Origin of the sequence: Acidovorax sp. SUPP950, assembly GCF_030158935.1 — a bacterium.
Classification (GTDB): domain Bacteria; phylum Pseudomonadota; class Gammaproteobacteria; order Burkholderiales; family Burkholderiaceae_C; genus Paracidovorax.
In genome coordinates, this window is the sequence record NZ_BQXE01000002.1 from 370,514 (window position 1) to 390,752 (window position 20,239).

The 20,239-nt window shown below is 70.0% G+C and carries 16 protein-coding genes; 6 read left to right on the forward strand and 10 right to left on the reverse strand.

Going from position 1 to position 20,239, the window contains the following annotated elements:
• Positions 1-24 precede the first annotated feature (24 nt).
• Entirely contained in the window at positions 25-2,145 is a 2,121-nt protein-coding gene (locus tag AVME950_RS10845; RefSeq protein ID WP_284429833.1) for a catalase, read from the reverse strand.
• Between the two features lie 270 nt (positions 2,146-2,415).
• Between AVME950_RS10845 and AVME950_RS10850 the strand changes: the two genes are divergently transcribed.
• Entirely contained in the window at positions 2,416-3,336 is a 921-nt protein-coding gene (locus AVME950_RS10850) for a transglutaminase-like domain-containing protein (RefSeq protein ID WP_284429834.1), read from the forward strand.
• 434 nt (positions 3,337-3,770) lie between these two features.
• Complete coding sequence (locus AVME950_RS10855; protein ID WP_284429835.1) at positions 3,771-4,739, forward strand: hypothetical protein; 969 nt, start codon at positions 3,771-3,773, stop codon at positions 4,737-4,739.
• A gap of 17 nt (positions 4,740-4,756) precedes the next feature.
• Here the strand turns inward: AVME950_RS10855 and alkB are convergent, their stop codons facing one another.
• From alkB to ada, 3 genes are read right to left on the reverse strand one after another with little or no spacing between them, the layout of a single operon-like run.
• Positions 4,757-5,407 (reverse strand): DNA oxidative demethylase AlkB, encoded by a 651-nt coding sequence (gene alkB, locus AVME950_RS10860; protein ID WP_284429836.1) that lies wholly within the window; start codon positions 5,405-5,407, stop codon positions 4,757-4,759.
• Between the two features lie 51 nt (positions 5,408-5,458).
• On the reverse strand, positions 5,459-6,163 hold the full coding sequence (locus AVME950_RS10865) for a 2OG-Fe(II) oxygenase (RefSeq protein WP_284429837.1): 705 nt from the start codon (positions 6,161-6,163) through the stop codon (positions 5,459-5,461).
• Positions 6,160-7,269, reverse strand: coding sequence for a bifunctional DNA-binding transcriptional regulator/O6-methylguanine-DNA methyltransferase Ada (gene ada / locus AVME950_RS10870; RefSeq protein WP_284429838.1), 1,110 nt, complete (start codon positions 7,267-7,269; stop codon positions 6,160-6,162). The genes AVME950_RS10865 and ada overlap by 4 nt, the downstream gene beginning before the upstream one ends.
• 177 nt (positions 7,270-7,446) lie before the next feature.
• On the opposite strand from ada, the gene AVME950_RS10875 reads away from it, so the two are divergent.
• Complete coding sequence (locus tag AVME950_RS10875) at positions 7,447-8,127, forward strand: DsbA family oxidoreductase (RefSeq protein ID WP_284429839.1); 681 nt, start codon at positions 7,447-7,449, stop codon at positions 8,125-8,127.
• A gap of 102 nt (positions 8,128-8,229) precedes the next feature.
• On the opposite strand, the gene AVME950_RS10880 is transcribed toward AVME950_RS10875, so the two are convergent.
• The 3 genes from AVME950_RS10880 to AVME950_RS10890 all read right to left on the reverse strand — a co-directional run bounded on the left by AVME950_RS10880 (position 8,230) and on the right by AVME950_RS10890 (position 13,579).
• Positions 8,230-8,733: a CreA family protein gene (locus AVME950_RS10880; RefSeq protein ID WP_284405033.1), complete on the reverse strand. Its 504-nt coding sequence runs from the start codon at positions 8,731-8,733 to the stop codon at positions 8,230-8,232.
• Entirely contained in the window at positions 8,730-11,303 is a 2,574-nt protein-coding gene (gene cphA, locus AVME950_RS10885; protein WP_284429840.1) for a cyanophycin synthetase, read from the reverse strand. The genes AVME950_RS10880 and cphA overlap by 4 nt, the downstream gene beginning before the upstream one ends.
• A 71-nt stretch (positions 11,304-11,374) precedes the next feature.
• A complete protein-coding gene (locus tag AVME950_RS10890; protein WP_284429841.1) occupies positions 11,375-13,579 on the reverse strand; it encodes a cyanophycin synthetase in 2,205 nt (734 codons plus the stop codon).
• 222 nt (positions 13,580-13,801) lie between these two features.
• Between AVME950_RS10890 and AVME950_RS10895 the strand changes: the two genes are divergently transcribed.
• The 3 genes from AVME950_RS10895 (at position 13,802) to AVME950_RS10905 (ending at position 17,328) form a co-directional block, all read left to right on the forward strand.
• On the forward strand, positions 13,802-16,120 hold the full coding sequence (locus AVME950_RS10895) for a cyanophycin metabolism-associated ABC transporter (RefSeq protein WP_284429842.1): 2,319 nt from the start codon (positions 13,802-13,804) through the stop codon (positions 16,118-16,120).
• A 23-nt stretch (positions 16,121-16,143) separates the two neighbouring features.
• Positions 16,144-16,683, forward strand: a complete 540-nt coding sequence (locus AVME950_RS10900; protein ID WP_284429843.1) for a cyanophycin metabolism-associated DUF1854 family protein — start codon at positions 16,144-16,146, stop codon at positions 16,681-16,683.
• 213 nt (positions 16,684-16,896) lie between these two features.
• Positions 16,897-17,328 (forward strand): hypothetical protein, encoded by a 432-nt coding sequence (locus AVME950_RS10905; RefSeq protein ID WP_284396393.1) that lies wholly within the window; start codon positions 16,897-16,899, stop codon positions 17,326-17,328.
• A gap of 109 nt (positions 17,329-17,437) precedes the next feature.
• On the opposite strand, the gene AVME950_RS10910 is transcribed toward AVME950_RS10905, so the two are convergent.
• The 3 genes from AVME950_RS10910 to gspF form a co-directional block, all read right to left on the reverse strand.
• Entirely contained in the window at positions 17,438-17,875 is a 438-nt protein-coding gene (locus AVME950_RS10910; protein ID WP_284429844.1) for an EF-hand domain-containing protein, read from the reverse strand.
• 129 nt (positions 17,876-18,004) lie between these two features.
• Positions 18,005-18,910, reverse strand: coding sequence for a 5'-nucleotidase (locus AVME950_RS10915; RefSeq protein ID WP_272551189.1), 906 nt, complete (start codon positions 18,908-18,910; stop codon positions 18,005-18,007).
• Positions 18,911-18,947: 37 nt separating this feature from the next.
• Positions 18,948-20,183 (reverse strand): type II secretion system inner membrane protein GspF, encoded by a 1,236-nt coding sequence (gene gspF / locus AVME950_RS10920; RefSeq protein WP_284429845.1) that lies wholly within the window; start codon positions 20,181-20,183, stop codon positions 18,948-18,950.
• Positions 20,184-20,239 lie beyond the last annotated feature (56 nt).

A 20,239-nucleotide genomic window follows, 5' to 3' on the forward strand; every position in this document is an offset into this window, starting at 1 on the left:
TGGAGGGGTGGGCCAGCGCTTGCATCATGCCAGCGTGCGCACGGAGGGTTCGCGCGCCCATTGTCGCGTGCTGGCCGCTTGAATGAAAGCTGCTGTCTCAGCGGGGTCCACCACGCCGGCGTCCGGCTGGATGCCGGCGGCCTTCAGGATCGGCTGCGAGCCCTTGCACGCGGCGATGGCCTTGAGGTGGCCGAACGCGTCGCGGAACCAGTCCACGGCAGCGGCTTCGCGCGACAGTTGCTCGCCCGCTTCGGGCGACAGGACCGAGGCCACGGCGTCGAACACCGTGGAGGGCGTGCCGGCCAACTGGCCATCGGCTGGCAGCCGCGAGCCGTCCGCCAGCACGGCGCCGCCCACCTTCGGGGCCACGATCTTGACTGTGGCACCGGCCTTTTCCGCCGCCTTGCGCAGCGCGGCGATGGGTGCGGCGGCCGAGCCGTCCGCCACCAGGATGCCCACGCAGCGACCCTCCAGCGTGGGCTTCATGCGGTCGATGATGCGCAGCGCGGGTGACAGCGGCAGGTCTTGCACGGCGGCGGCTGCAGGGAACGGCTCGGGGAGTTCCGGCATGCCCAGTCCGTCCGCCACGCGGCCGGCCAGGCTGTCGTCCACATTGCGCAATTGCGCCACCACGGCCGTCCGCACAGCCGGCGTTTCGACCTTGGACAACTCGAACACCAGGGCCGATGCCATGTGGGCCTGTTCCAGCGGGCTCTGGCTGCGAAAGAACATGCGCGCCTGGCTGTAGTGGTCGGCAAAGCTCTCGGGCCGCACGCGGCCCTTGGCGCCGCCATCGGCCACTTCGGCGAAATGCCGTGTGCCCTGTGCCAGCGAGGCGCGCGGGCTGTCTCCGAGCAGGCTGCTCGGCTCATAGGCCACGCGGCCCTTGGGCACCTGCATCTGCATGTGGCCGTCGCGCTGCATGTTGTGGAAGGGGCACTTGGGCGCGTTGATCGGGATCTGCACGAAATTCGGGCTTCCCAGGCGCGACAGCTGCGTGTCCAGGTATGAGAACAGGCGGCCCTGCAGCAGCGGGTCGTTGGAGAAGTCGATGCCCGGCGGCACGTTGGCGGGGCAGAACGCCACCTGCTCGGTCTCGGCGAAGAAGTTGTCGGGCCAGCGGTTGAGCACCATGCGGCCGATCATCTTGAGCGGCACCAGCTCTTCGGGGATGAGCTTGGTCGGGTCCAGATGGTCGAAGGGAAACGCCTCGGCCTCTTCTTCGGTGAACAGCTGCACGCCCAGTTCCCACTCGGGGAAGCTGCCGGCCTGGATGGACTCGAACAGGTCGCGGCGATGGAAATCGTTGTCCGCCGCCTGCAGCTTCAAAGCCTCGTCCCACACCGTGGACTGGATGCCCAGCTTGGGACGCCAGTGGAACTTCACGAACGTGCTCTGGCCTTCTGCGTCGAGCAGTCGGAAGGAATGCACGCCGAAGCCTTCCATGGTGCGCAGGCTGCGCGGAATGGTGCGGTCGCTCATGGCCCACATGATCATGTGCATGGCCTCGGGCATCAGCGAGATGAAATCCCAGAACGTGTCGTGCGCGCTGGCCGCCTGCGGAAAGCCGCGGTCGGGCTCCATCTTGACGGCATGCACCAGGTCGGGAAACTTCATCGCATCCTGGATGAAGAACACCGGGATGTTGTTGCCCACCAGATCCCAGTTGCCTTCTTCGGTGTAGAACTTGACGGCGAAGCCGCGCACGTCGCGCGGGGTGTCCACCGAGCCGGCGCCGCCGGCCACGGTGGAGAAGCGGCAAAACAGTGGCGTCTGCTTGCCCACCTCGGTGAGGATGCGGGCGGTGGTGTACTGAGACAGCGATTCGGTCAGCTCGAAGAAGCCGTGCGCGGCGGTGCCACGGGCATGCACGATGCGTTCGGGAATGCGCTCGTGGTCGAAATGCGTGATCTTTTCGCGGAGGATGAAGTCCTCCAGCAGCGTGGGGCCGCGGGGCGTGGACCGCAGCGAATTCTGGTTGTCCCCGACCGGAATGCCCTGCTGGGTGGTGAGCACCGGGTGGGCGCCTGCGGCCTGCTGCTGCAATTCGCCCCCGGTGCCGCGCAGTTCTTCGCCTTCGTGGGCCTGGGACGAGGGGGCGGAGGCCTTTTTCACGGGACGTGGAACTGCGGGTGCTTTTGCCATGGAGGGGCCTTTTGGTTGAGATTGCCGTGGGACCGCCGATCTTTTGCCGTGCAGGGGGACGCTGGTGTAGGACAAGCCCGCGTCGGCCGGACTGCCCGCAGGGCGGATCACCGGGCGACCCACCGCGCGGGCTGGCACTTCGATGCGATGTCCACTGACAAGGCGCGCCCGCGATGGGGCACATACTCCAGTAGCGGCTGATGCGGCATCGATCGAATGACCGACCCACCAGACGCAGGCTCTTTCCCATCTACCACCACGGCAGGCCCCATGATCCGAATGAAACTCCAGTTGGAGTTGGAGTACGCGGTAGGCGATCCCGGCGCTGACTTCGTCTTCAACATCCACGCAGCGCAGACGCGTTGCCAGATCGTTCAGGACGAGAACCTGGTCATCAGCCAGGACATTCCGACCCACTTGCACACCGATCCCGCCACGGGCACCCGCTGCCTGCGGCTGCATGCCGAACCCGGGCCCCTCACGCTGGCCTATACCGCGACGGTGGACCTGCACCACCACACCGCCGATCCGGCGCTCATTCCCGAGGTCGGCGTTCGCCACCTGCCCGACGATGTCGTGGGCTACATCTTTCCCAGCCGCTACTGCCAGTCGGACCGGCTGGCCACGCTGGCGATGCGCGAGTTCGGTCACCTGTGGCAGGGCTACAGCCGTGTTCAGGCGATCTGCGACTGGGTGCGCAACCACGTGACCTTCCGCTCCAACACCTCCAACTCGACCACCTCGGCGGTCGACACGTTCGTCGAGCGCGTTGGCGTCTGCCGCGACTTCGCCCACCTGATGATCGCGCTGTGCCGGGCAGTGAACATTCCCGCGCGCATCGCCACCGGCACCGACTACGGCGCCGACCCGGCGCTGGGGCCGCCGGACTTCCACGCCTACGTCGAGGCCTATCTCGGCGACCGCTGGTACCTGTTCGATCCGTCGGGCACGGCCATTCCCATGGGCATGCTGCGCCTGGCCACCGGCCGGGATGCCGCCGACGTGGCGTTCGCCACCATCTTCGGCAGCGTGCAGTCACAACCGCCGAAGATCCGCGCATGGGCCGTCCAGGACCCGTCGCGGGGCTTGCAGTTGCCGCAGCATTCGTCCTTGGCATTGTCCACCGATGCGCCGCAGAGTTCGGGCGCGTCACCCTTGATGTCCGGTGGCCACTCGGTGATGGCCGGCTGAGGCCTACGGGCCGGGAACGCAGTGGCTCGGGCCCGGGCTGTCTGCGGCCCTGCCCGGGGGCATCGCTGGCTGGCGGAAGCAGCCGGTATGCCTGGTGACCGTGAAAACTGCTCGATGCCCTAGTAATCATTGGCTTGATTGCTATATATTTAGTAGCAATCGAGGCCTCGGCACAGGTGCGCCAAGGCGGTCATGGCATCTCCGATGTCCGGCGCGGGCAGGTCGGCCCCGCTTCGCGCAGTTGCATGGCACTTCGGGTGAATCCCTCCTTTCCGTTCGTGGCAGGGTTGGAATGCAGCCTCACGGAGAGGTGGCCAGGCCCTGCTGTACAGGGCCTGGCGGCAGGTACAGGGCGAACACGGGCTGGAATACCAGCTTCGGGCCCGCGCGTGCGAAACCTTTCTTTCGCCACCCTGCAACGCCGAGCGCCTTTCATGCCATCCGCTGCCCTTCCTTCATCGCTCCCTTCCCGCCGCGTGGCGCTGGACGGCGGTTTGCACGAGGGGGCTGCGTCCGGCAGCCCTCGGGCTGGTCCGCACCCTCGTGCACCGGCCTCTCCCCGTGCTTCGGCGCAACGGCAGGAGCCCACCGCGATCCTGCCGCGCTCGCCCATCCCTCCCGGTGACCCCGCCGCCGCGAGCGCGGCCAGCTTGCCGCCCCGTGCTTTGCCCCAAGCTTCGCCCCCTGGTCCCGCCTGGGGCGCGCTGGCCTCGCGCGGCATGCACCTGCTGCAGCCCCATCCCGCCGTGCTGCGGTTCGGTGCCCGGCACCTGGCGTCTCCCGTCCTGTGGCTGGGCGAGCAGATGCGAACGCATTCCGAATGGACCCTGCTGGCCGTGCACACGCTGCAAGACCCAGCCTCTGCCGCCGCATTGGCGCAGCGTGTGGCGCTGGCGGCCGGGCTGTTGGCCACCGGCACCGCCGCGCTGTCGCGGCAATTGCAGGAGCGCGACGATCCGCAGGCCGTGGCCCGCATCGCGCAAGCGCTGGTGGACCTGGATGCCGCACGGCTGGCGGGCGAGCTGCTGGGCGAGGCGGTCCAGGGCCTGCTCCAGCGGCTGCCCGACCGCGACGTGGCAGGACTTCAATTGTTCCTGGGGATCGGCGCGGTGATGGCCCACTGGCACCTGAAGCACCGCGCCCCGGCGCCTGCGCCGATTTCGCCCCCGGAGGTGCCGGACACCACCGCGACCCCGGTCACCACCACGGCGCATGGGGAACCTCCCCGCCCACGAAGCGCAGGGCTGGACCGCGTGGTCCTGGCCAACGCGGTGGTGGCCCTCCACCATGCGGGGCAGGGCGTGCTGGGCGAGGGGTACGCCCGTGGCGTGGCCGAATCGCTGTCCGACGGCGTGCGGGAGGCCGTGGGCCAGTGGCTGGCGCGGGCACGGGAGCGGCGGTAGCGCCACGCGACCGCCGATCACCCCGCCCGGCGGAAGGTCAGGTTCACGCGGACCGCGCCCCACTCCGCGTGGTGGCCTTGCGGCACCGGCAGCACGCCGTGAAAGCGCAGGCGGTCCTCCCCGCCCCACACCACCACGTCGGCATGGCGCAGTGGCACGCGCAGGGCGCGGTCGCCGCGCGCCAGGCCGCCCCAGAGGAACGTGGCCGGGAGCCCGAGCGAGACCGAAACGATGGGCGCCCGCAGGTCGCGTTCGTCGCGGTCCTGGTGCAGCGACAGGCGCGTGCCCGGGGCATACCGATTGACCAGGCAGGCGTCCGGGACGAAATCCGCAAAGCCGGCCGCTGCCGCCGCCTCGCCCGCCAGCGTGGACAGCACGGCAGGCAGGGCGGGCCACGGCCTGCCGCTGTCCGGGTCCACGGCGACGTAGCGGTAGCCGCGGGCATCGCTCACCCAGCCCAGGGCGCCGCAGTTCGTGGTGGCCACCGACATGCGGCGCCCGCCCGGCGTGGCCATGTGGCGCCACGGCGCCTGCCGCGCGATGGCGGCCACCTGCGCGTGCAACGCCACGGCCACGGGGCGGGCGAAGCCGCGCAGCAGCACCGCGCTGGGCCCGAGGACGAGCCGGCCGCCCGGCGCTTCATCGGTGTCGGACAGGTCGTCGGTCATGGAACGAGCGAAGAAGGGCCGAGGCCAGAGCCACCACCGGGGGCCTTGCCGTCAGGCCGCGTCATGAAAAATGAGGCCCATCGTATGCCGCTGTCCCGAGCGCACCCGCGACACGCCGTGCCGCATCTGCACGCGGTAGGGCCCGCGCGTGCCCTGCACCGGCCGGTGGTGCACCGCGAACACCACCGCATCGCCCTGGCGCAGCGGCACCACCTCGGGCCGCGACTGCATGCGCGGGCGCTGCTCGGTCAGCACGAACTCCCCACCCGTGAAATCGGTCCCCGACGCGGAGAGCAGCATGGCCACCTGCAGCGGAAACACGTGCGCGCCATACAGATCCTGGTGCAGGCAGTTGTAGTCGCCGGGGCCGTACTGCAGCAGCAGCGGGGTGGGGCGCGTCTGGCCGGCCGCATGGCACCGCGCGATGAACGCCGCGTGGTCCGCCGGAAAGCGGTCTTTCAGGCCCAGGGCCGCCTGCCACCGGTTGGCCACCGGCACGAGGTGCGGATAGAGCCCGGTGCGCAGCGCCGCGATGGCCTCGGGCAGCGGGTACTGGAAGTACTGGTATTCGCCACGCCCGAAGCCGTGGCGCTCCATCACCACGCGGCTGCGAAAGCGCGTGGGCTGCGCGTAGAGGCCGGCGAGGGCGCGGCAGTCGGCCGCGGGCAGCAGCGCGTCGATCACGGCGCAGCCCTGGCCGTCCAGCGCCTGGGCCACGGCGTTCCAGTCGATGGCGCACGGGTCGCGCGCGCTCATGCCTGGGCCTCCTTGTCCAGCAGCGCCCGCTTGCGCTCCACGCCCCAGCGGTAGCCGGAGAGCGCGCCGTCGGTGCGCACCACCCGGTGGCACGGAATGGCCACGGCCAGGGCATTGGCCCCGCACGCCTGGGCCACGGCCCGCACCGCGCGCGGCGCGCCGATGCGCTCGGCGATCTGCGCGTAGCTGGCCGTCTCGCCGGGGGCGATGGCCTGCAGCGCGGTCCACACCCGCTGCTGGAACACCGTGCCCTGCACGTCCAGCGGCAGGGCCAGCCCGCGCCGGGGCGCATCAACGAAGCCGATCACCTGCGCCATCCACTGCTCGAACGCGGCATCGGCCCCGAGCAGTTCCGCGCGCGGAAAGCGGTCCTGCAGATCGCGCACCAGCGCGTCGGGGTCATCGCCCAGCAGCAGGGCGCACAGGCCCCGCTCGCTGGCCGCCGCCAGCACCGCGCCCAGGCTGCACTGGCCCACCGCGAAGCGGATGCGCACCTGCGCGCCCCCGGTGCGGTAGCGGCTGGGCGCCATGCCGAGCACGCGGCCAGCCTCTTCGTAAAAGCGCCCCTGCGATCCATAGCCCGCGGCATAGAGGGCCTCGGTCACCGTGCCGGCGTGGGGCAGGCGCTCGCGCAGCTTTCCCGCGCGGTGCGCTGCGGCATAGGCGCGCGGCGTGAGGCCGGTGGCTGCCTTGAACACGCGGTGCAGGTGGTGCGGGCTGAGCCCGGCGGCTTGCGCCAGCGCGTCCAGCGACGGTGGAGGCTCGCTGGCTTCTATCACGCGGCACAGCCGCGCCACTGTCTCGGCATGCGGATCGAAGCCGGCGGGCCGGTCCGGGTGGCAGCGCCGGCAGGGCCGGAAGCCGGCGCGCGCCGCCGCCTCGGCCGTGGCATGGAAGTCCACGTTCTCCGGCCGGGCGGGCCGGGCGGCGCACGAGGGCCGGCAATACACGCCGGTGGTGCGGACCGAATAGACGAAGCGGCCATCGGCCTGGGCGTCCCGCGCCGCGACGGCCGCCCACCGGGGATCGGCCAGCGTGGCGGCAGCGCGCTGCGCCGCCGGGGAAATGGTGCGGGGGGTGGGACAGGAGTGGGGGCGGGAAGCCATGGCGTCGATTCCTCGTTCAATGGTAAGGGCCTGGCCTTGAATCTACGCACGGCGCGGCGGGCCCGCACCCCGGTTCTTGCGATCGCATTCGCAAGCCGACAGGCAGTGCCCACAGGCGTGCACGGTCATGGGAGGCGGCCTAGCATCACGCGTTCGACCCTTTGCAATGGAGTTGCCATGACCACCCCCCCGGCCCCTGCCACCCCCGTCCCCCTCAAGATCGATTTCGTCTCCGACGTGTCCTGCCCCTGGTGCGCCATCGGCCTGCACGCGCTGGAGCAGGCCCTGGACCGGCTGGACGGCACGGTGGCGGCGCAGCTGCACTTCCAGCCGTTCGAGCTCAATCCCCAGATGGCGCCGGAAGGCCAGGACATCGCCGAGCACCTGGCCGAAAAATACGGTGCCACGCCCGAGCAGTCGCAGCGCAACCGCGAAGCCATCGCCGAACGCGGCGCCGCGCTGGGCTTCACGTTCGACATGGGGCAGCGCAGCCGCATCTACAACACGTTCGATGCGCACCGCCTGCTGCACTGGGCGGGCGAGGCGGGCGGCGAGGCTGCACAGACGGCCCTGAAGCACGCACTGTTCAAGGCCTACTTCACCGATGGGCAGAGCCCGGGCGACCATGGCGTGCTGGTGCGCGCGGCGGCCGGCGCCGGCCTGGATGCGGACCGGGCGCAGGCCGTGCTGGCCTCGGGCGAATACGCCGACGCGGTGCGCGAACGCGAGGCGTTCTACCAGCAGCACGGCATCCATTCGGTGCCGGCGGTCATCATCAACGACCGCCACCTCATCCAGGGCGGCCAGCCGCCCGAGGTGTTCGAGCAGGCGCTGCGCCAGATCGCCGCCGGCCAGTGATCCGGATCAGCTGTTTGCTATATAAATAGTAGCAATGGAGGCAATGGGTACTAGGGCATGGGGGCGATTCGGTCACGAATCGCTTGGCCCGTGCCCCGTTGGTCACTTCTTGAGCGGAATCGGCGTGGCGCGGTCCACCGGCACGGCGGTCACCGCGTTCTGCGGCGAGCCTTCGATGAGCCGGTCGGAGTACGTCAGGTACACCAGCGTGTTGCGGGCCGGGTCCACCATCCGCACGATGCGCAGGCGCTTGAACAAAATGGAGATGCGTTCGCTGAACACCTCGTCCTGCTGCTTGAGCGGCGGCTTGGGGAACGCGATGGGCCCGGTCTGCCGGCAGGCGATGGAGGCCTCGGCCTTGTCCTCGGCCAGCCCGAGCGAGCCCTTGATGCCGCCGGTGCGGGCGCGCGACACGTAGCAGGTCACGCCCTGCACGGCCGGGTCGTCGTAGGCTTCCACGATGATGTCGTGGTCGCGGCCCAGGAGCTTGAACGCGGTGTCCACGGTGCCGATGGTCTCGGCCTGGGCGCACAGCGCGGCGGCGGCCAGCCCGAGTGCCAGCGCGGCACGGGGCAGGGCATGGGAGAGGCGGCGGGCGGCGGTCATGCGGCCACCTCCGCGCAGCGCTTGGCCAGGTGCGCCAGGGCTTCTTCCACTTGGTCCACCAGCACGAGGCACAGGTCGCCCGGCTGCAGCCGGTCCAGCGCCGAATCGATGGCGATGAACTCGCCGCGGATCTCCTCGATGTGCTTGGTGCGCGAGGCGCCCGCCAGGCCCTCGCGCAGCAGCGCCATCACCTCGCCGTCGGCACGGCCGCGCTGGGCCGCGTCCTGGTAGAGGATCACGTCGTCGAACGCCGCGCCCAGGATCACCGTCTGGTCGCGGATGTCCTCGTCGCGCCGGTCGCCCGCGCCGCTGATGACCACGCTGCGGCGGTTGCCCGGCAGCGCATCGACGGCGGCCACCAGGGCTCGCATCGCGTCCGGGTTGTGGCCGTAGTCGGCGATCACCGTGGCGCCCTTGAAATCCATCACGTTGAAGCGGCCGGGGGCGTTGTCGCTGTCGTTCACAAAGCCCGAGAGCCCGCGGCGGATGGTCTGCCATGGCAGGCCCGCGCCCCAGGCGGCGGCCACCGATGCCATGACGTTCTCGACCTGGAAACCGATCTTGCCGTTGCGCGTGATGGGCACGTCGCGCAGGTGGATGGTCTCGCGCCACGAGCCTTCGGCCGCGACGATGGACTCGCCGTCCATGTACACCGACCGGTGGCCCTGCGCGCGGTGCGTGGCCATCACCGGGTGGTGGCGGTCGCTGGCGAAGTAGATCACCTTGCCCGGCGTGGACGAGGCCATGGCCGCTACGATGGGGTCGGCCGCGTTGAGCACGGCGTAGCCGTCCGGCGCCACGTTCTGCACGATCACGCGCTTGAGCACGGCCAGGTCGTCCACCGTGGTGATGTAGTTCAGGCCCAGGTGGTCGCCGGCGCCGATGTTGGTCACCACGGCCACCTGGCAGCGGTCGAAGCCCAGGCCCTCGCGCAGGATGCCGCCGCGCGCGGTCTCGAACACGGCCGCATCCACCTCGGGGTGCAGCAGCACGTTGCGCGCGCTCTTGGGGCCGGAGCAGTCGCCGCTGTCGATCTGGCGGCCGTTCACGTACACGCCGTCGGTGTTGGTCATGCCCACGCGCAGGCCCTGGGCCGAGAACAGGTGCGCGATCAGGCGCGCGGTGGTGGTCTTGCCGTTGGTGCCGGTCACGGCCACCACGGGAATGCGCCCGTCCTGCCCGTTGGCGAAGAGCTTGTCCACCATGGCCTGGCCCACGTTGCGGGGCTTGCCGTAGCTGGGCGCCAGGTGCATGCGCAGGCCGGGCGCGGCGTTCACCTCGACGAAGCCGCCGCCTTGCACTTCCAGCGGCTGCAGCACGTTTTCGGCCACCATGTCCACGCCGCAGATGTGCAGGCCCACCATCTGGGCCGCGGCGATGGCGCGGGCCGCCACCTCGGGGTGCACGTCGTCCGTCACGTCGGTGGCGGTGCCACCGGTGGACAGGTTGGCGTTGTTGCGCAGGATCACGCGCTGGCCCTTGGCCGGCACGGCGTCGGGCGTGAGGCCCTGCATGGCCAGCCGCGCCACGGCGATGTCGTCCAGGCGGATCTTGGTGAGCGAGGTGGCGTGGCCCTCGCCGCGGCGCGGATCGAGGTTGACCAGGTGCACCAGCTCGCGCACGGTGCGCTCGCCGTCGCCCAGTACTTGCGGCGGCTCTCGGCGCGCGGCGGCCACCAGCTGGTCGCCCACCACCAGGAGGCGGAAATCATGGCCCGGCAGGAAGCGCTCGACCATCACCGTGCCGTATTCGGCGGCGGCGCGGAAGGCCTCATCGAGCTGCGAGCGCTCGGTGATGTTCACCGTCACGCCCTTGCCCTGGTTGCCGTCCTGGGGCTTGACCACCACGGGCAGGCCGACTTCCTGCGCGGCCTTCCAGGCATCGTCCACCGACTCGACCGGGCGGCCCAGCGGCACGGGCACGCCGGCGGCGTGCAGCAGGCGCTTGGTGAGGTCCTTGTCCTGCGCGATGGATTCGGCCACGGCGCTGGTCGAATCGACCTCGGCGGCCTGGATGCGGCGCTGCTTGGAGCCCCAGCCGAACTGCACCAGGCTGCCCGATGTCAGCCGGCGCCACGGAATGCCGCGTGCCGCGGCGGCCTCGACGATGGAGCCGGTGCTGGGGCCCAGCCGTTCGTCCTCGTCCAGCTCGCGCAGGCGGGCGACGGCGGCCTCGGCGTCGAAGTGGCCGCCTTGCAGCGCGGCCTGGATCAGCGCCTGGGCATCCTCGAAGGCCTGCCGGCCCACGGCCTCTTCGCTGTACTCGACGACGACCTGGTACACGCCGCGGTCCACGGTGGCCGAGATGCGGCTGAAGCTGACGGGGCAGCCGGCCTGCGCCTGCAGCGCCAGGGCCGCACCGCCCAGGACATGGGCCAGGGAGACATCGGCATCGCTGCCCTCGGGGTGCAGCACGCCCACGGCGGGAAACAGCGCGCGCAGCCGGGATTCGAAGCCATCGATCTGGCGCATGGCGAGTTCGGATTCGGCACAGGTCACCACGGCCTCGATGGCGGTGTGGCGGCTCCAGAGGTTGGGGCCGCGCAGGGCCCGGGTGCGGGATACGTCCATGGAAAAGCGTCTCTTTCTTGGGGTTGCCGGCGCGGGCGCCGGCTCGAGTCCATGCGGTCGTTGAAAGGGGTCTAGCGGGCCGGTGCGGCGCAGGGCAGCTCGGGCTCGAACGTCTTGATGCCCGCGCCGATCAGGTCCGGCGCGATGTCCAGCGCCCAGGCCGTTGCCACGATGGCCAGCAGGGTGTCGGGCTCGGTCTGCACGGCATTGCGGCCGAACGTCAGGTCGGCCAGCGCGCCGAGCACATGCTCGGCCGAGCCGGTGGCCAGCACCACCCGGCCTGCCTTCACGAAGACGGCGCGGCCGTTGTCCTGCGCGCGGTGCTCCGCGATCGCGGGCAGCGTGCCGTCCTGGGCGTACAGCACCACGGCGCCGTCCGACAGCGGGGCCAGCTCCAGCACCTGGGGCTCGGCGGCGTTCAGCACGGCGGCACCGCCGGGCAGCACCACGTCGATCTGCGTGCGCAGCACCTTGAACATCTGGTCCTGCTCGAACACGTCGAACTCGGCCAGCCCGTCCTTGCCGTCCATGTCGGTCACCACGCCCACCTGGCAGCGGTCGTAGGCCAGGCCGTCGCGCAGGATGGTGCGGGCGTCGTTCTCGATCACGGCGGCCTGCACCATCTGGTTCATCAGCAGGCGGTGCGCGGCTTCCCAGTGGGCGCTGTCGGTGGTGTCCACGCAGCGGCGGTCCAGGAACAGGCCCTCGCGGCAGGCCAGGCCCGTGTGGCGCCCGCCCAGGTGCATGAGCCAGCCCACCACGCGGGCGATGGTGCTGGTGCCGCGCGTGCCGGCCACGCCGACCAGCGGAATGCGGCCGATCGTGCCGTCGGCGTTTTCCTCGGCCGGGAACAGGTGCTCGGCAATCGCCTGGCCCACCGGGCGCGGCGCGCCGATGGCGGGCTTCAGGTGCATGAGCAGGCCGGGGCCGGCGTTCACCTCGACGATCGCGCCGCTCTGCTCCTGCAGCGGGCGGCCGATGTCGCGCGCCACGAGGTCGATGCCGGCGATGTCCAGGCCCACCACCTTGGCCGCCAGTGCGGCGATGTAGGCCACCTCGGGGTGCACTTCGTCGGTGCAGTCGACGGCCACGTTGCCGTTGCGCTGCACCACGACTTCGCGGCCGGCCTCGGGCACGGCCGTGGCGCTGAGGTCCTGGCGCTTGAGTTCGAGCTGCACGGCCACGTTGGTGTCCACCTGGATCAGCTCGAGCGGGTATTCCTCTTCGTAGCCGCGGCGCGGGTCGGAGTTGAGCTGCGTGTCGATCAGCTCCTGCACGGTGGATCGGCCGTTGCCGGTGATGCTCACCACCTCGCCGCGCGCGGCGGCCACGACCTTGCCGCCCACCACGAGCACCCGGTGCTCGTCGCCGGGGATGAAGCGCTCGACCATCACGTCGCTGCCCTCGGGGTAAGCCACGTGGTAGGCCGCCTCGATGTCGGCCTGCTTGCGCAGGTCCAGCGTCACGCCACGGCCATGGTTGCCGTCCGAGGGCTTGACGACCACCGGCAGGCCGATGTCCTGCGCGGCTTGCCAGGCCTCTTCGGGGCTGTTGACGACCTGGCCCTCGGGCACGGGCACGCCGCACGATTTGAGCAGGCTCTTGGTCAGGTCCTTGTCGCTGGCGATGCCTTCGGCGATGGCGCTGGTGAACTCGCTCTCGGCCGTCCAGATGCGGCGCTGCGAGGCGCCGTAGCCCAGCTGCACCAGATTGCCGTCGTTCAGCCGGATGTGCGGAATGCCGCGATCGGTCGCGGCGGTGACGATGCACGCGGTGCTGGGGCCGAGGTACTGGTCGTCCACCTCGGTGCGCACCCGCGCCACGGCGGCCTGCACGTCGAACGGCGTGTCATTGATGGCCGCCATGATGAGCTGGTGGCCCTGCTCGAGCGCCACGCGCGCCACGCGCTCGTCGCGCGCCCGGAACACCATGCGGTACACGCCGCGCTGCGAGGTGCTGCGCGTCTGCCCGAAGCCCGTGGGCATGCCCGACAGGTTGAGCAGCTCGATCACGATGTGCTCCAGCACGTGGCCGCACCAGGTGCCGCCCTCCAGCCGCTGCAGGAAGCCGCCGCGCTCGCCCACGCCGCAGTGGTGCTCGATGAGCGCCGGCAGCCAGGTGGTCAGGCGCTCGTTGAATCCCGGCAGGGCGTTGGACGGGTAGTCTTCGAGCGCGCCGAGATCCAGCCAGACTTCGAGCACTGGACGGTAAGTCCAGATGTTGGGACCGCGCAGGTAGTTGATGCGCAGCAGTTGGATGTCATTGAATGTCGCCATGGAGTGCAGCGTAAAGGAAACTGCGGCCCGAAGCGGACCGATTTGCGGAAGGAGTGTCGGTCAATTGTGCGCCCACTCGGGGGTGGCCTAAAGGATGTCAGCGTGGCCCGTGGGGAAGGCGTTACATGCAGATGCCAAAGCGGCCTGTGGAGCATCGGGGAGAATGGGGACCAGAGCACGGGCTGGCTTCTCGGGCCGTCCAGGGCGGAAAAACCAACCAAAATGCAACATCAACATCCTGTGGACGCCTCGAGTGTCTTGAATGGCCCTGACGGGGCCGAATGGCGAGCCAGGCTCGCCCCCCACGAAAACGTGCTGGCCGCGCTGCAGGTTGACCTGAGCCCGGCCCTGCGCTTCGCGCCCGGCCTGCTGGTGCTGACCTCCCAACGCCTGCTGTCGCGCACCGATGGCGGTGCCGTGCAGGAATGGCCGCTGGCCGCCGGCATGGCCTTGCGCCTGTCCGACCACGGTGGTGTGGGCGCCCTGGAACTGCACGACACCGAGCGCCGCCTGGCGCTGTGGCGCTTCACCCTCGGCGCGCATCCCCAGGCCCTGCGCATGCTGCAGAAGTTCGACCAGCGCCTGGCCGCGCTGGGCATGCCGCACGATGCCACGGTCGAGTCCGAGCCCGCGGACGAGGCCCGCTGCGAGGTCTGCCACACGGCGCTGCCGCCCGACACCGAAGAATGCCCCGCCTGCGCCCGCGCGCCGGCCCCGCAGACCTCCACCTGGGTGCTGCTGCGCCTGTGGCGCTTCGCCCGGCCGTACCGCAAGCAACTGGCGACGGGCTTCGGGCTCACGCTCGCCTCCACTGCGGCCACCCTGGTGCCGCCGTACCTCACGATTCCCCTGATGGATGACATCCTCATCCCCTACCAGAACGGCCAGCAGATTCCGGTGCACCTCGTGGGGCTGTACCTGGGCGGCCTGCTGCTGTCGGCGCTGCTGGCCTGGGGGCTGGGCTGGGCGCGCACCTACATCCTGGCGCTGGTGTCCGAGCGCATCGGCGCGGACCTGCGCACCACCACCTACGAGCACCTGCTGCGCCTGTCGCTCGACTATTTCGGCGGCAAGCGCACCGGCGACCTGATGGCGCGCATCGGCTCGGAGACGGACCGCATCAACGTCTTCCTGTCGCTGCACGCCCTCGACTTCATGACCGATGTGCTCATGATCCTGATGACGGCGGCCATCCTGTTTTCCATCAACCCCTGGCTGGCGCTGGTCACGCTGGTGCCGCTGCCCTTCATCGCCTGGCTGATCCACAACGTGCGCGACCGCCTGCGCACCGGCTTCGAGAAGATCGACCGCGTGTGGTCCGAGGTTACCAACGTGCTGGCCGACACCATTCCCGGCATCCGCGTGGTGAAGGCCTTCGCCCAGGAAAAGCGCGAGGCGCAGCGCTTTCGCGATGCCAACCAGCACAACCTGGAGGTGAACGACCGGCTCAACAAGACCTGGTCGCTGTTCACGCCCACGGTTTCGCTGATGACCGAGATCGGCCTGCTCATCGTCTGGGGCTTCGGCATCTGGCTGGTGGCGCACAACCAGATCACCGTCGGGGTGCTGGCAGCGTTCATCGCCTACATCGGGCGCTTCTATACCCGGCTCGACTCCATGAGCCGCATCGTTTCGGTCACGCAGAAGGCCGCGGCCGGCGCCAAGCGCATCTTCGACATCCTGGACCACGTGAGCAACGTGCCCGATCCGGTGCAGCCGGTGACCATGGAGCGCGTCGAGGGCGCCATCGCGATGCGCAACGTGGGCTTTCGCTACGGCAGCCGCTCGGTCATCAAGGGGCTGAACCTGGATATCCGGCCGGGCGAGATGATCGGCCTGGTGGGCCACAGCGGTTCGGGCAAGAGCACGCTGGTCAACCTGATCAGCCGCTTCTACGACGTGACCGAGGGCTCGATCCAGGTCGACGGCGTGGATGTGCGCCGGCTGCGCGTGGCCGACTACCGCCGGCACATCGGGCTGGTGCTGCAGGAGCCGTTCCTGTTCTTCGGCACCATCGCCGAGAACATCGCCTACGGCAAGCCCGAGGCCACGCGCGCCGAGATCGTGGCGGCCGCGCGCGCCGCCCACGCACACGAATTCATCCTGCGCCTGCCCCAGGGCTACGACTCGCTGGTGGGCGAGCGCGGCCAGGGCCTGTCGGGCGGGGAGCGCCAGCGCATCAGCATCGCCCGCGCGCTGCTGATCGACCCGCGCATCCTGATCCTGGACGAGGCCACCTCCGCCGTGGACACCGAGACCGAGAAGGAAATCCAGAAGGCGCTCGATAACCTGGTGCAGGGTCGCACCACCATCGCCATCGCCCACCGCCTGTCCACGCTGCGCAAGGCCGACCGCCTGGTGGTCATGGACCGGGGCGAGGTGGTCGAGGTCGGCCCGCACGACGCCCTGATGGAAAAGCAGGGCGCCTACTGGCGCCTCTACGAAGCCCAGGCCCGCCGGGCCGAGGAGGACGCCGAGGCGTCGGGCCTCGTCATCGACAGCGCGTTGCTGCACCCCGCCCATCCCGCGGGCAACTCCTGATCCTTGAAAGAGAGCGCACGCCCATGACTGCTTCGCCTTCTCCTTTGTCCGCAGCCGCGTCCACCGCGGCCGCCGTCCCTGCCAACGCTTCGGCCGTGGCCGGCATCCGCCTGCAGCGCAACGCTCACGGCCGCCTGGTGCTCACCCAGCCCGGCGGCGCCGAGCACGCCGAAGTGGTGCCGGTGCGGGCCTTTCCCATCGCCGCGCCGGCCGAGGGCATCTCCCTGGTCGGTGCGGACGGCCATGAGCTGCAGTGGATCGAGCACCTGGACCACCTGCCTGCTGCCGCCCGGGCGCTGGTCGAGGAAGACCTTCACGCCCGCGAATTCGTGCCGATCCTGCAGAGGCTGGTCAGCGTCTCGGGGTTTTCCACCCCCAGCACCTGGGTGGTGGAGACGGACCGCGGCCCCGCGCAGCTGGTGCTCAAGGCCGAGGAGGACATCCGCCGGCTGGGCGGGCGCACCACCTTGCTGATCGCCTCGGCCGACGGCGTGCAGTTCCGCGTGCCCGATGTGGCGGCGCTGGACAAATCCTCGCGCCGGCTGCTGGAGCGTTTTCTATAGCACCCCGGCCGCGCCGGGCATGAGCCGGCGGCGGTTGCTACCGCCCTGCCTTGCGGCGTGGCGGGGCACAGGCGTGGCCAAGGGATAGGGGTAAACCCTGATTTTTGCCTTGATCCGTTAAAAAGGCCTTAATTTCCCTTTCTTTTTGCCGTTATGAAATACGACGAGGGATGAATTCCCCTTGCCGCTCCACTTTCACGAACGGACCCCGCCATGCAAATGCCACCTGTTGACCGATCGCCGAGCTGGCGTCCCCAGGGCGCCGATTTGTATTCCACGGGGGCCTCCGGCGCGGTTCCTGTCCGGCCCATCCATGCGGCCAACCCCGTCGAGTCGATGGACCGGCTGGGCGAGGGCGCCATCGTGCGAGAGCCGGACAAGCCCTCCGACCCGGACACGCGCAACCGCGACTGGACCGAGGTCAAGAAGAAGGACACGGTCGAAGAGAAACAGGAGCCGCCGCCGGAGCCCATCTACAAGCAGCTGCTCGAGTTCATCCAGTCGATGTGGCGCGCCAGCGGCAGCGCCGTCGAGATGGCGCAGGAGCTCAACAAGACCCCGCTGCAGGAGCGCCTGGCCCAGGAGGCCAAGGACGAGCCCCTCACCTATGCCGACCCCAAGGTCAAGCGAACGGGCGGGCTGTAAGGCGATTTGCTCTTAAATCAATAGCAGAATGCCCTAGTACTGATTGTGCTGGAGGCCGTTTTGGCTATAAAACGACGAGTCCGGTGGCGGTGGCGGTAGCGAGCAGCGGCTAGGGCTTGGCCGCGCTGGCCGGGGTTTTCGCTTCCTCGGCCCGGGCGCGGTCGCGTTCGGCCCGGTACTTGGCCGCGAACGCCCGCACTTCCTCGTACGACACGAAACCGTCGTGGTTGGTGTCGGCGTCGTCGAACGCGTTGGCCAGGCGTGGGAACAGCGCCACTTCCGAGCGGCTCAGCTTGCCGTCGCCATTGAAGTCCAGCATCTTGAATTCCTTTTGCGCCTTGATTTCGCCCTTGCTCAGGGGCTCGCTCGCCTTGGCCTGGGGCGCGGTGGCCGGGGGCGTCGCGGCGACGGCGCTGAAGGCCAGGCCGATGGCGAGCAGGGAAAACAGTGCGATGGCACGCAGGGCGGCCGCACCGGGCTGGACCGGCGCCGCGGCGGCGCGGGCGGCATGGACACGGGACGGCAGGGGAGCGGCAGGGGTATTCATTCGGGGCATGGTGTCACAGATGGTGGGGCCGGCGGGTTTTTGCAATCGGGGGCGGCAGGGTTTCACCGGCGGTTGCAAAGGTTTGCGCTTCTTTGCCTTTTGATGGCGGGGTGGCTGGGCCCACCGCCTTCAACCGGGGTTGGAGATGCCGCTGTTCACGTGGCCCGAGGGCACGTGCCGCGCCGCCGAGGTGACGTGGCCGGTCTGGTCGTCGAAGAAGAAATCAGGCTCGAACTCGCGCAGGAACCCGCCCTTGTCCAGCCCACCCAGGAACATGGCCTCGTCCACGGCGATGTTCCAGTTCATGAGCGTCTGGATGGCGCGTTCGTGCGCTGGCGCGCTGCGGGCGGTGACCAGGGCCGTGCGCAGGCGCATGCCCGACGAACTGCCCGCCGCCTGCTGAAGCCGGTGCAGCGCGGCCAGCAGCGGCTTGAAGGGGCCGTCGGGCAGCGGCTGCGCGGCCTTGTCGGTCTCGTGGCGCTGAAAGGCGGCCAGCCCCTGCGCCTGGTACACGCGCTCGGCCTCGTCGGAGAACAGCACGGCGTCGCCGTCGAAGGCGATGCGCACCTCGTGCGGATTGGCGTGGCTGGCCTGCACCGATTCGGTCAGCACGCGCGCGGCCGGGTAGCCCAGTTGCAGGGCCTGGCGCACGTCGGCCTCGTTGGCGGACAGGAACAGGTGCGCGCCCAGCGGCCGCAGGTAGCGGAACGGGTCGCGCCCCTGCGTGAACACGCCGCGCTCCAGCGGCACGTGCGCGGCGCTGGCCGAACGGAAGATGCGCATGCCGCTCACCGGGTCGTTGCGCGACAGCACCACCACCTCCACGCGCTGGTGGCCGGGCTCGTTGAAGGCCAGCAGCTTCTTGACCAGCGAGAACGCCACGCCGGGGCGCGCGGGCGTGTCCAGCCGGTCGAGCTGCAGCTGCATGTAGGTCTGCGGCTGCAGCGGATCGAACAGGCGGTTTTCCTCCTCGAAATCGAACAGCGCGCGCGAGGAGATGGCGACGACGAGCTTGTCGTCCAGGGTCATGGCCATGGAGGGCTCCGGCGGCGGAGGGAAGGCAGGCCGGTCATTATTTGACGAACTGGTTGAGCTGGATGATGGGCATGAGCACGGCCAGCACGATCAGCATGACGATGAGCCCCATGGCGACGATGAGCAGGGGCTCCAGGATGGTGGCCAGCTGCAGCGCCCGGCGCTGCACCTCGGTGGACAGCTGCATGGCCGCGCGCTGCAGCATCACGGGCAACTGGCCGGTCTGCTCGCCCAGGCGCGCGAACATGGCGACCAGGCCGGGAAAGCGTTTTTTCTGCGCCATGGCCGACGCCAGCGGTGCGCCCTCGCGCACCAGCACCAGCGCGTCGAGCGCGTCGGCGCGCATGGCGCGGTTGTTCAGCGTTTCGGCGGCGGCCTGCAGCGCCCGCAGGATGGGCACGCCGGCGCCCGCCAGCATGGCCAGCGTGCCGGCGAAGCGCGCCGCGTTGTAGCCGCGCGCCAGCTTGCCCACCAGCGGCAGGGTCAGCCACACGGCATCGAATTTTTCGCGAAAACGCGGCTGCGCCAGGGCATACCTTGCCCCGAATGCTATGAAAATAATAGCGATCAGCGCTGCCCAGCCGTAGTGGCGCACCGCGTCGCTGATGGCGAGCATGGCCACGGTCAGAAAGGGCAGGGCGCGCTTGGTGCCGGCGAACACGGCCGCCACCTGGGGCACGACATAGCCCACCAGGAACAGCACGATGACGATGGCCACCAGGGTGACGATGGCGGGGTAGAGCGCCGCGCCGATCAGCTTGGCCTTGAGCGCCTGCCGGTCCTCCAGATCGTCCGCCAGGCGCTCCAGCACCAGGCCGAGGTTGCCGCTGTGCTCGCCGGCGCCGATCACGGCGCAGTAGATGGCCGAGAACTCGCGCGGGTGGGCGCCCAGGGCGCGGGCGAAGGTGGAGCCGGCGTTCACCTCGGCGCGCAGGGTGGCCACGAGGTGGCGCTGGCGCTCGTCGTCGGCCTCGTCGGCCAGGGCGGTGAGGGCCCGTTCCAGCGGCAGGCCCGAGGCGACGAGCCCGGCGAGCTGGCGGGTCCAGATGGAGAGCGCCGTGGCGCCGAACACCGGCCGCGTGAAGAGCCGCTGGCTGAAGGTGGCCGCGCCCCCGCCGGTGGGGCCCTGGCCCGCCGCGAGCGCCTCCACGGCCATGGGCACGAGCGCCTGGGCGCGCAGCAGGCTGCGGGCGGCCTTGGCGGTGTCGGCTTCGATGGTGCCTTTGCGGGTCTGGCCCTGCGCGTCGAGGGCTTCAAAGGAAAAGGCGGGCATGCGGTTCAGTCGGGATCGGCGAGGGGAATGGGCAACGGGGCGGTGCGTGATGGTAG

Coding starts and splice junctions, on each gene's coding strand:
- AVME950_RS10845 (WP_284429833.1), bottom strand. CDS start 2,145: ATGGCAAAAGCACCCGCAGTTCCACGTCCCGTGAAAAAGGCCTCCGCC.
- AVME950_RS10850 (WP_284429834.1), top strand. CDS start 2,416: ATGATCCGAATGAAACTCCAGTTGGAGTTGGAGTACGCGGTAGGCGAT.
- AVME950_RS10855 (WP_284429835.1), top strand. CDS start 3,771: ATGCCATCCGCTGCCCTTCCTTCATCGCTCCCTTCCCGCCGCGTGGCG.
- alkB (WP_284429836.1), bottom strand. CDS start 5,407: ATGACCGACGACCTGTCCGACACCGATGAAGCGCCGGGCGGCCGGCTC.
- AVME950_RS10865 (WP_284429837.1), bottom strand. CDS start 6,163: ATGAGCGCGCGCGACCCGTGCGCCATCGACTGGAACGCCGTGGCCCAG.
- ada (WP_284429838.1), bottom strand. CDS start 7,269: ATGGCTTCCCGCCCCCACTCCTGTCCCACCCCCCGCACCATTTCCCCG.
- AVME950_RS10875 (WP_284429839.1), top strand. CDS start 7,447: ATGACCACCCCCCCGGCCCCTGCCACCCCCGTCCCCCTCAAGATCGAT.
- AVME950_RS10880 (WP_284405033.1), bottom strand. CDS start 8,733: ATGACCGCCGCCCGCCGCCTCTCCCATGCCCTGCCCCGTGCCGCGCTG.
- cphA (WP_284429840.1), bottom strand. CDS start 11,303: ATGGACGTATCCCGCACCCGGGCCCTGCGCGGCCCCAACCTCTGGAGC.
- AVME950_RS10890 (WP_284429841.1), bottom strand. CDS start 13,579: ATGGCGACATTCAATGACATCCAACTGCTGCGCATCAACTACCTGCGC.
- AVME950_RS10895 (WP_284429842.1), top strand. CDS start 13,802: ATGCAACATCAACATCCTGTGGACGCCTCGAGTGTCTTGAATGGCCCT.
- AVME950_RS10900 (WP_284429843.1), top strand. CDS start 16,144: ATGACTGCTTCGCCTTCTCCTTTGTCCGCAGCCGCGTCCACCGCGGCC.
- AVME950_RS10905 (WP_284396393.1), top strand. CDS start 16,897: ATGCAAATGCCACCTGTTGACCGATCGCCGAGCTGGCGTCCCCAGGGC.
- AVME950_RS10910 (WP_284429844.1), bottom strand. CDS start 17,875: ATGAATACCCCTGCCGCTCCCCTGCCGTCCCGTGTCCATGCCGCCCGC.
- AVME950_RS10915 (WP_272551189.1), bottom strand. CDS start 18,910: ATGGCCATGACCCTGGACGACAAGCTCGTCGTCGCCATCTCCTCGCGC.
- gspF (WP_284429845.1), bottom strand. CDS start 20,183: ATGCCCGCCTTTTCCTTTGAAGCCCTCGACGCGCAGGGCCAGACCCGC.